Raw genomic sequence first — 14,954 nt, 5'->3', positions numbered from 1 at the left:
TGACCCCACAAAGTTGGACGGTTTTGACCGTTATGTGGCCAGGAGCTGAGTTCTGTATTGCACGGGGCTCAGCCCGTTGAGTTTAAGCTTGATGCGCTCGTGATTGTAGTAATGGATATATCGGGCGATTCCGTCCTTTAGCTGCTCAATGGTCTGGAAGGTGCTCAGGTGGTAGAACTCGGCCTTGAGAGTGCCGAAGAAGCTCTCGATGGCCGCATTGTCCAGGCAGTTGCCTCGTCGTGACATGCTAGGGGTCACGCCGTGTTGCGCCAACAGTTCGCGGTAGGCGGGCATCTGGTACTGCCAGCCCTGATCCGAGTGCAGGATGGGACGCTCGGACGGGCCCAGCCGCGTGCAAGCCTGTTTGAGCATGTTGGCAACCATGGCAAAGCTTGGCCGGGTGGCCATTTCGTAGGCAAGGATCTCGCCGTTACAAAGGTCCATCACCGGCGAGAGATACAGCTTCTGCGCGCCGACTTTGAACTCGGTCACATCGGTGGCCCACTTCTTGTTCGGCTGCGCGGCCTGGAATTGGCGTTGCAGCACATTGGGGGCAAGCTGGTTGAGTGCGCCACGATAAGAGCGATATTTCTTGACCCGCACGCAAGACTTCAACCGCAGCAAGCCCATCAAGCGCTGCACGGTCTTGTGATTAACCGGCCAGCCTTGCTGGCGCACGACTTCGGTGATGCGCCGATAGCCATAGCGTCCTTGGTGCTGTTCAAAAATGGCGCAAATCCGGGCCTTCAACGACGCATACTTGTCACCGGCTTGCCCGGCCCGCCACTGGTAATAAAAGGTGCTGCGCGGCAGGCCTGCCACCGACAACAGGTCGGCCAGGGGAAAGTGTTGCCTTAGTTCAAGCACTATTTGCGCTTTTTCTGCTGCGCCGATTTCTGTTTGGCTTGAACCAAGGCATCGAGCTTTTTTAGGTACGCGTTCTCCGTGCGCAAGAACTGCAGCTCCTTGAGCAGGTCTTCGCGGGTGCGTGCGGCGTCAGGCAGCGCCGGCTTCTTGGGTAAAACCATCCTGGGAGGCCCTCCTGTATATGTTCGGGCTGAACCCTGTACATCATACTGGCGCTCCCAGCGAGCGATGATATTGAAGTTACGGATGTCGAACCACGCCGCCGTCTGGCGGTACGACAGCTCATGCTGCTTCATGTGCAGCAGAACCTTCCATTTGAACGCCTCGTCATAGCGGACACGCTTGGTACGGAGGCCGGCCACACCATGGATCCGATAGGCCGCCACCCAGCGGCGCAGCGCATGTCGACTCACACCATGACGTTGCGCTACCGCCGCAATCCCGGCATTGCCCTCGCAATACTCCTGAGCCGACGCCAGTTTGACCGATTCACTGTACTTCTCCATGAAATAACCCCAAAGTTGATATCCAACTTTTGGGGGTCACTTCACGGTATGGGTGACGTCGTGAGGTGTCTGACACCCTGCGGGAGTCAGACACCGGTATCGGTGACGCCGTGGGGTGTCTGACACCCTTGGGGAGTCAGACACCGGTGTCGGTGATGTCGTGAGGTGTCTGACACCCTTTGGGAGTCAGACACCGGGTGGGTTGGGTCGGGGGCGGGGCGGAGTGGTGTCTGACTCCCAAAGGGTGTCAGACACCGGCATAGCCGCACAAAACGTCACAGACCGGCATTAGCCGCACGAAGCGCGGCAGGCGCCGGCGAAGCCGCAAAGCTTCAGCCCGCGGCCCTTTCGGCGGCTTCGACGGTATTGACCAGCAACATCGCGATGGTCATGGGGCCCACGCCGCCGGGCACGGGAGTGATGGCGCCCGCCACCTCGCGTGCCGAGGCGAAATCCACGTCGCCGCACAATTTGCCGTCGGCGCCGCGATTGATGCCGACGTCGATGACGACCGCGCCCGGCTTGATCATGTCGCCGGTGATCATGCCGGGCTTGCCGGTGGCTACCACCAGCACATCGGCCCGGCGCGTCTGAGCGGCCAGGTCGCGCGTCTTGGAGTTACAGATAGTGATCGTGGCGCCGGCCTGCAGCAGCAGCATGGCCATGGGCTTGCCCACGATATTGCTTGCGCCCACGATGACTGCCTCGGCGCCGCGCAGCGGCACGCCTTCGGCTTCAAGCATCTTCATCACGCCGTACGGCGTGCACGGCCGGAACAGCGGCTGCCCCGTCATCAGCAAGCCCGCATTGCTGACGTGAAAGCCGTCCACGTCTTTTTCGGCGGCAATCGCTTCGATGACCTTGTGGCTGCTCATGTGGGCCGGCAACGGCAATTGCACGAGAATGCCGTGGATGGCCGGGTCGCGATTCAGGGCATCGATGCGCTCGAGCAGTTCGGCCTCTGACATGCTGGCCGGATATTGCTCTTTGATCGAGTACAGGCCCGCTTTTTCGCAGGCGGCCACTTTATTGCGCACATACACCTGCGAGGCAGGGTCGTCGCCCACCAGCACCACGGCCAGGCCGGGCCGCGCGCCCCGGGCCGCCAAGGCCTGCACGCGCCGGGCGACGTCTTCGCGGATACGCTGCGCCAGAGCCGCGCCGTCGATGATGCGGGCGCCCGTGTGCGCCGTGGGAGAGAGATCCTGCCGGGTCATGCATGTGCCTCGGGTTTGGCCAGCGCGACCTTCATCAGGTCGGCCACCGTGGTGACTTCCAGTTTTTCCATGATGTTGGCGCGATGCGCCTCTACCGTTTTGATGCTGATGCCCAGGTCATCGGCAATCTGCTTGTTCAGGCGTCCGGCGACGATGCGTTCCAGTACCTGTTGTTCGCGCGCGGTCAGGCGCGCCAGCATGGCCTCGTGGTCTTTCTGGGCCTGGAACTGGCTGACGCGCTGCGTGGCCTGTTCCAGCATGCGCGCCACGATTTCGCGCAGGTCGGATTCGTTGAAGGGCTTTTCCAGGAAGTCCACGGCGCCTTTCTTCATGGTCGAAACGGCCATGGGGACGTCGCCGTGCCCCGTGATGAACACGATGGGCAGCGGCGCGTTGCGCGCAAGAATCTGTTCCTGCAGCTCCAGGCCGCTCATGCCGGGCATGCGCACGTCGGCGATCAGCACGCCCACCTGTGCCGGGTCATATTCTTCAAGAAAGGTCTCGCCGCTGGCGAACGAGCGTACGCGGTAGCCGTTGGCCTCGAGCAGCCAGCGCAGCGAATCGCGTACCGCTTCGTCGTCGTCGACAATGAATACCGTGCTCGACTGGGGGGGGGTGTTCATGCGTGCAACTCCTCGGGCTGATCACTCTGCGCCGCCTTGTCGGGCGTGGCGCAGGGCAGGGTAAAGCGGAAAATAGTACCGCCGCTGGGGTTGGGGTCGGCCCACAGGCGGCCGTGATGCGACTCGATAATCGTACGGCAGATGTTCAGCCCCATGCCCAGGCCTTGCGACTTGGTGCTGAAAAAAGGTTCGAACAGGCGTTCCGGTTCGGCCAGGCCATGGCCTCGGTCGACGACGGCCACCTCGATCTGCTGTTCATGCTGGATCACGGCGACCTTGAGCACGTCGGAATCGCTGTTTTCCATGGCCTCAAGGCCATTTTTCAACAGATTGAGCAGGACCTGCTCGATAAGAATGGGGTCGGCCAGCACATCGGGCACGTTCGAAGGCACGAACGGTTCGATGCGGATGCGGCGCTTGCGGGCGTCGATTTCGGCAAAGCCGATGGCGTTGTCGACGATGCGGCCGATGGGCGCGCGCTGGCGGCGCGGCTCGCTGCGCTTGACGAACTCGCGGATGCGGCTGATGATCTTGCCGGCCCGCTCGGCCTGCGCGGCCGCTTTTTCCAGGGCAGGCAGCAGCATGGTCGGGCTGGTGTGCCCGGCCTTGACCAGCGCCACCGCTCCCATGCTGTAGTTGGCGATGGCCGTCAGCGGCTGGTTCAGTTCATGAGCCAGCGACGATGCCATTTCGCCCATGGTGGTCAGCCGGCTGGTCAGCTGGATTTTTTCTTGTTGCAGCCGCGAAGCCTCTTCGTGCTGGCGGCGCTCGGTGATATCGCGCGCCACCTGCATGCGCACCCGGCGGCCATCGGTCCAGGCCAGCATGCGATGGTGCACTTCGAACCAGCGCTGCACCGATGGCGCGAACACTTCCACCGATTCGTCGGTAAAGCGGCCGCGGCGTCCGGCCAGCAGTTCATCGTGGCCGCCAGTCTGGGCGCCGAACACGCGGCGGTAAGTGCGGTTGGCAAACAGCAGCTCGAGCCCGTCGTGCGTGTCGGCGGTAACCGAAATGGCGTCGTCCAGGCCTTCCAGCACGGTCATGAAACGCTCGTGCGCCGCCGTAAGGGCTTCGCGGATGCGCTTGGGCTCGGTGATGTCCGTCATCGAGGTCATCCAGCCGATCTGCGTGCCGTTGGGATCGAGCAGGGGCGATACATACATGCGCGCGGTAAAGCGCGAACCGTCGCGGCGCTGCGCCTCGACTTCCAGGCCGCTGCTGGGCGTCTTGCCCGAGGTCAGCACGTCCAGCGTATGCTGGTGCTGCTCGTAGCGGCCGGGCACCCAATACGGGAAAGGCGGGCTGCGGCCGATAAGGTCGGCTTCGTTCCAGCCTATCATCCGGCAGAAAGCGGGATTCACATAGGCAATGCGGCCTTCCATGTCCAGCACGCGCATGCCGGTGGACATGGAGTTTTCCATCGCGCGGCGAAAACCCGTTTCGGCGATCAGCGCGGCTTCTGCCTCGGACCGGAAGCGCGTATAGCGCCACAGCATCAACAGGCTGATGATGATCACGCACGACAGGGCGATCACCACCCACAGCAGGCGCTGCTGGCGGACTTCCTGGTCGATGGTGACAAACATGACGCTGTCGTCATGCAGGCGCTGCAGCCAGAAGAAGGCGCCCATCACGCATAAATACAGAATCAGCACCACCGCCGGCGTAATCCAATACACGCCGCGCCTGCGCTGGCGGGCGTGGTCGTGGAACGAATTCGGTATGTTGGATTTGGGCGGGCTGGACATAACGTTCGGGCCGTTTAGTGCGGGCATTTTAGAGCCTGTTGCAATCGCTTGCGCGATTGAGGCTATCGGGCCCGGGTGTGGGGCCCGTATATATTCAGCTCCTTGTCAACATTCCACATTACGAAATGCCGTACCGCAACATGAAATTTTCTGTGGGACGGGTTACTCTTCGCCTTTAGCGTCCCTTGCCGTACCCTATTGAGTCGATCGGCATGGCAATGGATAACCCCGGCACGTGCCGGACTACTGGTCTGCCCAGCCCATCATCCGGGAAGGGCGTGCTCGAATTGACAGGAGACACACGATGTCCTCTAACGCCCAGGCTCGCGCGCTATCTGCCGCCAATGACGAAGACACCCTGGAAACCCAGGAGTGGCTCGAAGCCCTGGCCGCCGTGCTCGATCGCGAAGGTCCCGAGCGCGCCCATTACCTGCTCGAGCGCCTGATCGATGCGGCGCGTCGTTCCGGGGCGCATATCCCATTTTCGCCGAACACCGCATACGTCAACACCATTCCGCCCGGGCTGGAGCCGGGGCATCCCGGCAATCTCGAGCTGGAGTCGCGTATCCGCTCGTACGTGCGCTGGAACGCCATGGCGATGGTGGTCAAGGCCAACAAACACAACCCGCCGGACGGCGGCGACCTTGGGGGGCATATCGCCTCGTTTGCTTCGCTGGCCACCATGATCGGCTGCGGGCAGAACCACTTCTGGCACGCCGAGACCGAAGACCACGGCGGCGACCTGGTGTATTTCCAGGGCCACACGTCGCCCGGCATGTATGGCCGCGCCTATCTCGAAGGCCGCCTGACAGAAGAACAGCTTAACCATTTCCGCCAGGAAGTCGACGGCAAGGGCCTGTCATCGTACCCGCACCCGAAGCTGATGCCGGATTTCTGGCAGTTTCCCACGGTGTCGATGGGCCTGGGCCCCCTGATGGCCATTTACCAGGCGCGCTTCCTGAAATACCTGCATGCGCGCGGCATTGCCGACACCAGCAAGCGCAAGGTCTGGGTGTTCTGCGGCGACGGCGAAATGGACGAGCCCGAGTCGCTGGGCGCCATCTCGCTGGCGGCACGCGAGAAGCTCGACAACCTGATCTTCGTCATCAACTGCAACCTGCAGCGGCTGGACGGCCCGGTACGCGGCAATGGCAAGATCATCCAGGAACTCGAAGGCGACTTCCGCGGCTCGGGCTGGAACGTCATCAAGCTGATCTGGGGCGGCTATTGGGATCCGCTGCTGGCGCACGACAAGGAAGGCATTCTGCGCCAGATCATGGAAGACACCGTGGACGGCGAATACCAGGCGTACAAGGCCAATGACGGCAAATTCGTGCGCGAACACTTCTTCGGCAAGCATCCCAAGCTGCTCGAGGCGGTATCGCGCATGAGCGACGAAGACATCTGGCGCCTGAACCGCGGCGGCCATGACCCGCACAAGGTGTATGCCGCGTTCAAGGCCGCCACCACCCACCAGGGCCAGCCCACCGTCATCCTGGCCAAGACCATCAAGGGTTACGGCATGGGCCATGTCGGCCAGGCCAAGAACCCCACTCACCAGCAGAAAAAGCTCGAACTGGATGCGATCCGCGAATTCCGCGACCGCTTCGCCATCCCCATTCCCGACGATCAGCTGGAAAAACTGCCGTACTTCAAGCCGGCCGAAGATTCGCCGGAAATGCAATACCTGCATGAGCGGCGCCGGGCGCTGGGCGGGTACCTGCCCAAGCGCCGCGTCAAGGCCGACGAGCACCTGAAGGCGCCCGCCCTGGACGCGTTCAAGGCGGTGCTCGAACCCACCGCGGAAGGCCGTGAGATTTCCACGACCCAGGCGTTCGTGCGCGTGTTGAACCAGCTGTTGCGCGACAAGGAACTCGGCCCGCGCGTGGTGCCCATCCTGGCCGACGAATCGCGCACCTTCGGCATGGAAGGGCTGTTCCGCCAGATCGGCATCTATGCGCCGGAAGGGCAGAAGTACACGCCGGTGGATAAAGACCAGGTCATGTACTACAAGGAGTCGGCCGACGGCCAACTGCTGCAGGAAGGCATCAACGAAGCGGGCGCCATGAGCTCGTGGATCGCGGCGGCCACGTCGTACTCCACGAACAACCGGATCATGATCCCGTTCTTCATCTACTACTCGATGTTCGGCTTCCAGCGCGTGGGCGACCTGACCTGGGCCGCCGGCGACATGCAGGCGCGCGGCTTCCTGTTGGGCGGCACCGCCGGGCGCACCACGCTCAACGGCGAAGGCCTGCAGCACCAGGACGGCCACAGCCACATCCTGGCCTCGACCATTCCGAACTGCGTGTCGTACGACCCGACCTTCGCACACGAAGTGGCCGTCATCATCCAGCACGGCCTCAAGCGCATGGTCGAAGACCAGGAGAACGTGTACTACTACCTGACGGTGATGAACGAAAACTACCCGCAGCCCGGCCTGAACAAGGGCGACGAGGAAGGCATCATCAAGGGGATGTACAAGCTGAAGTCGCACGGCAAGGGCAAACTGCGCGTGCAATTGCTGGGTTCGGGCACCATCCTGCGCGAAGTCATCGCCGCGCAGGATCTGCTGGAAGCCGACTGGGGCGTCGCTTCGGATGTTTGGAGCGTGACCAGCTTTACCGAGCTGCGCCGCGACGGCCTGGACGCCGACCGCCACAACCTGCTCCACCCGGAGCAGAAGCAGCCGCAAGTGCCGTACGTGACCGCCCAGCTCGCCAAGACCGAGGGCCCGATCATCGCGTCCACCGACTACATGAAGTTGTTTGCCGACCAGATCCGGCCCTTCGTGCCCGCCGACCGCACCTACCGCGTGCTGGGCGCCGATGGGTTCGGGCGGTCCGACTTCCGCTACAAGCTGCGCGAGCACTTCGAGGTCGACCGTCATTTCGTGGTGCTGGCCGCCTTGCGGTCCCTGGCCGACGAGGGCAAGGTGCCCGTATCCAAGGTTGCCGAGGCCATCAAGAAATACGGCATCAATCCCGAGAAAGCCAACCCGCATCACGCCTGAAGGTAAACAGACATGAGCAAACTCGTGGAAATCAAGGTTCCGGACATAGGCGACTTCAAGGAAGTGGAAGTCATCGAGGTGCTGGTGTCCGAGGGCGACACGATCAAGGCCGAGCAGAGCCTGATCACGGTGGAGTCGGACAAGGCGTCGATGGAAATTCCCGCCTCGGCCGGCGGTGTGGTGAAGTCGGTGAAGGTGAAGGTGGGCGACAAGGTGGCCGAAGGCGCCGTCATCCTTGAAATCGAGGCCGGCGAAGCGTCGGAGTCCGACTCATCCGATTCCCAAAAGGCGTCGGACACAGCCGGCAAACAACAAGCCGCGGACGACGCTCCCCGCACCCAGGGCCAGACCGTGGAAGCGCCCGACGTAGAACCGGCAGCCGGCAAGGCCCGGCCGGGCGGCGTCACTGAAATCGCGGTGCCGGACATCGGCGATTTCAAAGAGGTCGAAGTCATTGAAGTCATGGTGGCGGTGGGCGACACCATCGAACCCGAGCAAAGCCTCATCACCGTCGAGTCCGACAAGGCCTCGATGGAAATCCCGGCCTCGGCCGGCGGCGTGGTCAAGGAAGTCAGGGTGAAAGTGGGCGACAAGGTCGCCAAGGGTACCGTTATCGTGGTGGCAGAAGGCCAGGGCGGCGACGCCCAGCCGCAACAGGCCGCCCAGCCGGCCAGCCCGGCGCAGGGCCAGGCGCAGGAACAGCCTGCCGCCGCCAAGGACGCCACCGCCGCCCAGGCGGCGCCCGCGCCAGCCGCCAAGGCTCCTCCCACCGCTGCGCTCGAAGACCCGGGCCTGCCGCCCGGCAAGCTGCCGTACGCGTCGCCTTCGGTGCGCAAGTTTGCCCGCGAACTGGGCGTGAACCTGAGCAAGGTACAGGGGTCGGGCCGCAAGGGCCGCATTACCGCCGACGATGTGCGTGGCTTCGTCAAGCAGGCGCTGGCCGCGCCGGCGGCTGGCGGCGCGAGCCCGGATGGCGCCGCGCTGGGCCTGCTGCCCTGGCCGCAGGTCGACTTCACCAAGTTCGGTCCGATCGAAGCCAAGCCGCTGTCGCGCATCAAGAAGATTTCGGGCGCCAACCTGCACCGCAACTGGGTCATGATCCCGCACGTCACCAACAATGACGAGGCGGACATCACCGACCTGGAGGCGCTGCGCGTCACCCTGAACAAAGAAAACGAGAAGTCCGGCGTAAAGATCACCATGCTGGCCTTCCTGATCAAGGCCGTGGTTGCCGCCCTGAAGAAGTTTCCGGAGTTCAACGCGTCGCTCGATGGCGATCAGCTTGTCTACAAGCAGTATTACCACATCGGCTTTGCCGCCGATACGCCCAACGGGCTGGTGGTGCCGGTGATCCGCGACGCCGACAAGAAGGGCATACTCGACATCGCCAAGGAAATGGGCGAACTGTCGAAAAAGGCTCGCGAGGGCAAGATTTCCCCGGCGGAAATGCAGGGCGGCTGCTTTTCGATCTCGTCGCTGGGCGGCATCGGCGGCACGCACTTCACGCCCATCATCAATGCGCCCGAAGTGGCCATCCTGGGCGTGTCGCGCTCGGCGCACAAACCGGTATGGGACGGCAAGCAGTTCGTGCCGCGCCTGATCCTGCCGCTGTCGCTGTCGTACGACCATCGCGTCATCGACGGCGCGGCCGCTGCGCGCTTTAACGCGTACCTGGGCCAATTGCTGGCCGACTTCCGTCGTATTGCGCTGTAACCGGGGGCCTTATGAGCAAACTCGTGGAAATCAAGGTTCCGGACATAGGCGACTTCAAGGAAGTGGAAGTCATCGAGGTGCTGGTGTCCGAGGGCGACACGATCAAGGCCGAGCAGAGCCTGATCACGGTGGAGTCGGACAAGGCGTCGATGGAAATTCCCGCCTCGGCCGGCGGTGTGGTGAAGTCGGTGAAGGTGAAGGTGGGCGACAAGGTGGCCGAAGGCGCCGTCATCCTTGAAGTCGAGGCCGGCGAATCGAAGGGTTCCGCTCGGGAATCAAACAGCGAAGGCAAAGGCAAGACACAGGTGTCTGACTCCCAGCAGGCGTCAGGCACCGAACCCAAGTCGCAAGCCCCCGCCAAGAGCGCTTCCAGCGACCCCAGATCCGTCGCCCCCGCCGCGGCGCAATATAGCGGCTCTGCCGATGTCGAATGCGATGTCCTGGTGCTGGGCGCCGGCCCGGGCGGCTATTCCGCGGCCTTCCGCGCCGCCGACCTGGGGCTGTCCACGGTGTTGGTCGAACGCTACGACACCCTGGGCGGGGTATGCCTGAACGTGGGCTGCATTCCGTCGAAAGCCTTGCTGCATAACGCGGCGGTCATCGACGAGGCGCGTGCGCTCGCCGCGCACGGCATCAGCTTCGGCGAACCCAGGATCGACCTGGACAAGCTGCGCGGCTACAAAGACAGCGTCGTCGCCAAGCTGACCGGAGGCCTGGCCGGCATGGCCCGCGCGCGCAAGGTCAAGGTGGTGACGGGCGCAGGCGAGTTCGCCGATCCGCACCACATGACGGTCAAGGGCGCCGACGGCAAGAGCCAGACGATCCGCTTCAAGAACGCCATCATCGCCGCGGGCAGCCAGTCGGTGAAGCTGCCGTTCCTGCCCGAAGACGAGCGTATCGTCGATTCAACCGGCGCGCTGCAGTTGCGCTCCATTCCCAAGAAGATGCTGATCATCGGCGGCGGCATCATCGGCCTGGAAATGGGCACGGTGTACTCCACGCTGGGCGCGCGCCTGGATGTGGTCGAAATGCTCGACGGCCTGATGCAGGGAGCCGATCGCGACCTGGTCAAGGTGTGGCAGAAGATGAACGCCGGGCGCTTCGACAACATCATGCTCCAGACCAAGACCGTGGCCGCCGAGGCGAAGAAAGACGGTGTGTATGTCACCTTCGAGGGCGACGCCGCGCCCAAGGAACCGCAGCGCTACGACCTGGTCCTGCAGGCAGTGGGGCGCAGCCCCAACGGCAAGAATATCGGGGCCGACAAGGCGGGGGTTGCGGTTACCGAGCGCGGGTTCATCGAGGTCGACCGCCAGATGCGCACCAACGTCGCGCACATCTACGCCATCGGCGATATCGTGGGCCAGCCCATGCTGGCGCACAAGGCCGTGCATGAGGGCCACGTGGCGGCCGAGGCCGCCGCGGGCCAGAAGTCGTTCTTCGACGCCCGCGTCATCCCCTCGGTGGCCTACACCGATCCGGAAGTGGCCTGGGTCGGCCTGACCGAAGACGATGCCAAGAAGCAGGGAATCAAGATCGAAAAAGGCCTGTTCCCCTGGGCGGCATCCGGGCGGGCCATTGCCAATGGCCGCGACGAAGGCTTCACCAAGCTGTTGTTCGATGCCGAAACGCACCGCATCGTCGGAGGCGGCATCGTCGGCACACATGCGGGCGATCTGATCAGCGAGATCGCGCTCGCGATCGAAATGGGCGCAGACATGGTGGACATCGGCAAGACCATCCACCCGCATCCCACGCTGGGAGAATCGGTGGGCATGGCCGCGGAAGTCGCCGAAGGCGTGTGCACCGACCTGCCTCCGATGCGCAAGAAGTAAAACGCCTCGACGGCATAAGAAGCAGAAGCCGCCCTTTTGGGGCGGCTTCTGTTTTTTGGCAGGGTCGGTGCGGCCAGTATCACGCCGCCCGGGCTGCCGCCGGCAGGCTTTCGGTACTTGCAAGCGTCCCGCCTGCCCATTCGTGCCGATGCGCCAGAAACCAGGCGACGGTGCGGCGCAGGCCCGAGACGAAGGTCTCGGCAGGCGTCCAGCCCAGTTCGCGCTGGATCTTGCCGGCGTCGATCGCGTAGCGGAAATCGTGGCCCGGGCGATCGGCGATGAAGGTGATCAGGTCGGTGTAGCGTGCAACCCCGCGAGGCTTCTCGGGCGCCATTTCCTCCAGTAGGCCGCACAGCAGGTGAACCACGTCGATGTTGCGCATCTCATTGTGGCCGCCGATGTTATACGTGGCGCCGGTCGCGCCATGTTCGAGCACGGTGAACAGGGCGCGCGCGTGATCTTCGACATAGAGCCAGTCGCGGATCTGCTGTCCTTGCCCATATATGGGCAACGGCTGTCCGGCCAGCGCACGGGTGATTATCAGCGGAATAAGCTTTTCCGGATGCTGGTACGGGCCGTAGTTGTTGCTGCAGTTGCTCAGTACAACCGGTAATCCATAAGTGCGGTGCCAGGCGCGCACCAGGTGGTCCGATGCCGCTTTGCTGGCCGAATAGGGCGAGCTGGGGGCGTAAGGCGTGGTTTCTGTGAACAGCGTGCCGCTGTCATCCAGGTCGCCGTAGACCTCGTCCGTGGAAACGTGGTGAAAGCGAAAGCGTTGCCGTGCGCACGGGGATAGCTGCGACCAGTATTCGCGGGCCGCCTCCAGCAACATGTAGGTGCCGACGATATTGGTCTGTATGAATGCCGCAGGCCCACTGATGGATCGGTCTACATGGGATTCGGCAGCCAGGTGCATGACTGCGCACGGCCGGTAATGCTTGAAGATGCGCCGCAATGCGTCGGCGTTGCAGATGTCTTCCTGTTCGAGCACATACCGCCCGGGCCGGCCTGCAACGCATGATAGCGCTCGCAAGTTACCGGCATAGGTGAGCTTGTCGACATTGACTACGTCATACAGAGTGTGGTCGACAGCATGTCGTATAACGGCAGACCCAATAAAGCCGGCGCCGCCGGTAACGAGCAAAGGGCCGGGCAAGCCTTCGGTGCGATCGGGATCTGGCATGGAAAAGGGGGATGGTCAGGCGTGCGCCAGGGAATCCTGGGCTATGCGTTTCAGATACGCCCCGTAGGAGCTTTTTCCATACCGGTCGCTTTGCGCAAGCAGGCCGTCCTGGTCCAGCCAACCCTGGCGCCAGGCAATCTCTTCAATGCACGCAATCTTCATCCCTTGGCGGCGCTCCACCGTGGCGACGAAGTTCGCCGCATCGAGCAAGCCGTCCGGCGTGCCGGTGTCCAGCCACGCGAAGCCGCGTCCCAGCGGCTGCACGTGCAGCATACCCATTCGCATGTACTGGCGGTTGATGTCGGTGATCTCCAGCTCGCCCCGAGGGGATGGCGCGAGCCGCCGGGCAATGTCCACCACCTGATTGTCGTAGAAGTACAAGCCCGTTACCGCATGGTTGGAGCGCGGCGTGGCGGGCTTTTCCTCGATACTGACGGCCTTGCCGTGCGCGTCCACTTCAATGACGCCGAAGGGGCGCGCATCCAGCACCTGGTAGCTGAACACCGTGGCGCCCTCGGTGCGGGCGTTGGCTTTGCGCAGCATGGTGGATAGCCCCATGCCGTAGAACACGTTGTCGCCGAGGATCATCGCGACGTCAGAGTCGCCGATGAAATCAGCGCCTACGATAAATGCATCGGCCAGCCCCCTGGGTGCCGTCTGGCATTTGTAGGAAAGGTTGAGTCCGATGTCGGAACCGCTGCCCAGCAGCGATTCGAAACGCGGAAGATCCTGCGGGGTCGAGATAATCAGAATGTCGCGTATGCCCGCAAGCATCAGTACTGACAAGGGGTAATACACCATCGGCTTGTCGTATACCGGCAATAGCTGTTTGCTCGCACAGCACGTCATGGGGTGCAGACGCGTACCGTTGCCGCCGGCAAGAATGATGGCTTTGCGTTGGATAGACATGCGGACAAACGCCCCGGGGATCGATGAGCGGGACGCCCTGAAGCTGCGTTGCACGCAAGTATGCGGCGTTCGGCCCAGCGCCAGCAGGAAGATCAAGCGGCAAATGGCCGCCAGTTTGACGTTTTGGTGGCGGCGGGGCGCTGCTAGACTGCGTTGCGATACTGCAGGCGCTGCGTGCGCCAATCTCTAATCGTGCCAGCCGCGGGGTTGGTGGCTATCCGATCATGAGCATCAACGCCATTCACGTCACACAGCCCTTTCTTCCGCCGCTCGAAGAATTCCTGCCGTGCCTGGAAAGTATCTGGCAAAGCAAGATACTGACCAACGGCGGACCGTTTCACCAACAGCTGGAGCGCGAATTGTGCGCCTACCTGGAGGTGCCCGACATCGCGCTGTTTTCCAATGGCACCCAGGCGCTGGTAACGGCCCTGCAGGCGATGGGCGTACAGGGCGAAGTCATCACGACGCCGTACTCGTTCGTCGCGACCGCGCACGCGTTGGTATGGAATGGGTTGAAGCCCGTTTTCGTTGATGTGGACCCGGACACTTTCAATATCGATCCGGCTGCTATCGAGGCTGCCATTACGCCGGCGACGACCGCCATTCTTCCAGTGCATTGCTACGGCAACCCTTGTGACGTCGAGGCGATCGAGGCGATCGCACGGCGGCATGGCCTGAAAGTGGTGTATGACGCCGCGCATGCCTTCGGCGTCCGTGATGCCGGCGGCAGTGTATTGCGCCACGGAGATCTGAGCGTACTGAGTTTTCACGCTACCAAGGTCTTCAATACGTTCGAAGGCGGGGCGGTCGTCTGCCCTGACCCACAAACCAAGCAGCAGCTGAACACCCTGAAGAACTTTGGTATTGCCGGTGAAACGACGATTATCGGGCCGGGCCTGAACGGGAAGATGAACGAGGTGCAGGCGGGCTTCGGCCTGCTGCAACTGCGCCACGTCGACGCCGCGATTGCCCGGCGGGGCATGCTCTGGGATGCGTACCTGCAGGAGCTGGATGGTATCGAGGGCATCCGCTGCCCGAAATTCCACGCCGGGCGTGCCAACTATGCGTACTTCCCGATATTGGTCGGTGACGCATATCCGCTCGAACGGGATGCGCTTTACGACAGGCTGCGCGAGGGGCAGATCTATGCCCGTCGATACTTTTATCCGTTGATCAGCGACATACCCATGTATCGCGGCGTTGCCTCGGCCGCTCCGGCCAGCCTGCCACACGCTCGCCGGCTGTCCGAAAGCGTGATCTGCCTGCCGTTGCATCCGTCGCTGACGCTGCATGATGTGCAGCGCGTTGCGGGCCTGATCCGAAACGCGGGCCGATAG

The 14,954-nt window shown here is 62.9% G+C and carries 10 protein-coding genes; 4 read left to right on the top strand and 6 right to left on the bottom strand.

Translation table 11 applies throughout. From position 1 onward, the window contains the following. Positions 1 to 30 precede the first annotated feature (30 nt). The 4 genes from CAL19_RS10905 to CAL19_RS10890 all read right to left on the bottom strand — a co-directional run bounded on the left by CAL19_RS10905 (position 31) and on the right by CAL19_RS10890 (position 4,964). Positions 31 to 1,373, bottom strand: a protein-coding gene (locus CAL19_RS10905) for an IS3 family transposase (protein ID WP_094795990.1) whose coding sequence is annotated in 2 segments (ribosomal slippage) — positions 31 to 932 and positions 932 to 1,373 — 1,344 coding nt in all. Because the reading frame shifts where the segments join, the coding sequence is not laid out codon by codon here. A 332-nt stretch (positions 1,374 to 1,705) separates the two neighbouring features. Continuing rightward, a complete protein-coding gene (folD, locus tag CAL19_RS10900; RefSeq protein ID WP_051423761.1) occupies positions 1,706 to 2,590 on the bottom strand; it encodes a bifunctional methylenetetrahydrofolate dehydrogenase/methenyltetrahydrofolate cyclohydrolase FolD in 885 nt (294 codons plus the stop codon). Next, positions 2,587 to 3,213, bottom strand: coding sequence for a response regulator transcription factor (locus CAL19_RS10895; protein ID WP_026639696.1), 627 nt, complete (start codon positions 3,211 to 3,213; stop codon positions 2,587 to 2,589). Before CAL19_RS10895 ends, folD begins: the two co-directional genes overlap by 4 nt. Beyond that, positions 3,210 to 4,964 (bottom strand): PAS domain-containing sensor histidine kinase, encoded by a 1,755-nt coding sequence (locus tag CAL19_RS10890; protein ID WP_026639695.1) that lies wholly within the window; start codon positions 4,962 to 4,964, stop codon positions 3,210 to 3,212. Before CAL19_RS10890 ends, CAL19_RS10895 begins: the two co-directional genes overlap by 4 nt. A 304-nt stretch (positions 4,965 to 5,268) precedes the next feature. Here CAL19_RS10890 and aceE point away from each other — a divergent pair, with 304 nt between their 5' ends. Genes aceE through lpdA form a run of 3 tightly spaced genes read left to right on the top strand, consistent with a single transcriptional unit; the run spans position 5,269 to position 11,525 of the window. Further along, complete coding sequence (gene aceE / locus CAL19_RS10885) at positions 5,269 to 7,977, top strand: pyruvate dehydrogenase (acetyl-transferring), homodimeric type (RefSeq protein ID WP_026639694.1); 2,709 nt, start codon at positions 5,269 to 5,271, stop codon at positions 7,975 to 7,977. Positions 7,978 to 7,989: 12 nt separating this feature from the next. Further along, positions 7,990 to 9,690: a dihydrolipoyllysine-residue acetyltransferase gene (gene aceF / locus CAL19_RS10880; protein ID WP_094796780.1), complete on the top strand. Its 1,701-nt coding sequence runs from the start codon at positions 7,990 to 7,992 to the stop codon at positions 9,688 to 9,690. An 11-nt stretch (positions 9,691 to 9,701) separates the two neighbouring features. Continuing rightward, positions 9,702 to 11,525, top strand: coding sequence for a dihydrolipoyl dehydrogenase (gene lpdA / locus CAL19_RS10875; protein ID WP_094796779.1), 1,824 nt, complete (start codon positions 9,702 to 9,704; stop codon positions 11,523 to 11,525). Positions 11,526 to 11,604: 79 nt separating this feature from the next. Here the strand turns inward: lpdA and rfbB are convergent, their stop codons facing one another. Together rfbB and rfbA are read right to left on the bottom strand one after the other, a co-directional pair. Then, the gene (rfbB, locus tag CAL19_RS10870) at positions 11,605 to 12,708 is read right to left on the bottom strand and encodes a dTDP-glucose 4,6-dehydratase (protein ID WP_094796778.1); all 1,104 of its coding nucleotides are present in this window, start codon (positions 12,706 to 12,708) and stop codon (positions 11,605 to 11,607) included. 15 nt (positions 12,709 to 12,723) lie between these two features. Then, positions 12,724 to 13,617: a glucose-1-phosphate thymidylyltransferase RfbA gene (rfbA, locus tag CAL19_RS10865; RefSeq protein WP_094796777.1), complete on the bottom strand. Its 894-nt coding sequence runs from the start codon at positions 13,615 to 13,617 to the stop codon at positions 12,724 to 12,726. Between the two features lie 224 nt (positions 13,618 to 13,841). Between rfbA and CAL19_RS10860 the strand changes: the two genes are divergently transcribed. Further along, a complete protein-coding gene (locus CAL19_RS10860) occupies positions 13,842 to 14,954 on the top strand; it encodes a DegT/DnrJ/EryC1/StrS family aminotransferase (protein WP_026639867.1) in 1,113 nt (370 codons plus the stop codon).

It is taken from the genome of Bordetella genomosp. 7 (assembly GCF_002261265.1).
Taxonomy (GTDB): Bacteria; Pseudomonadota; Gammaproteobacteria; order Burkholderiales; family Burkholderiaceae_B; genus Bordetella_A.
This window is presented reverse-complemented; position numbering and strand designations above follow the sequence as displayed.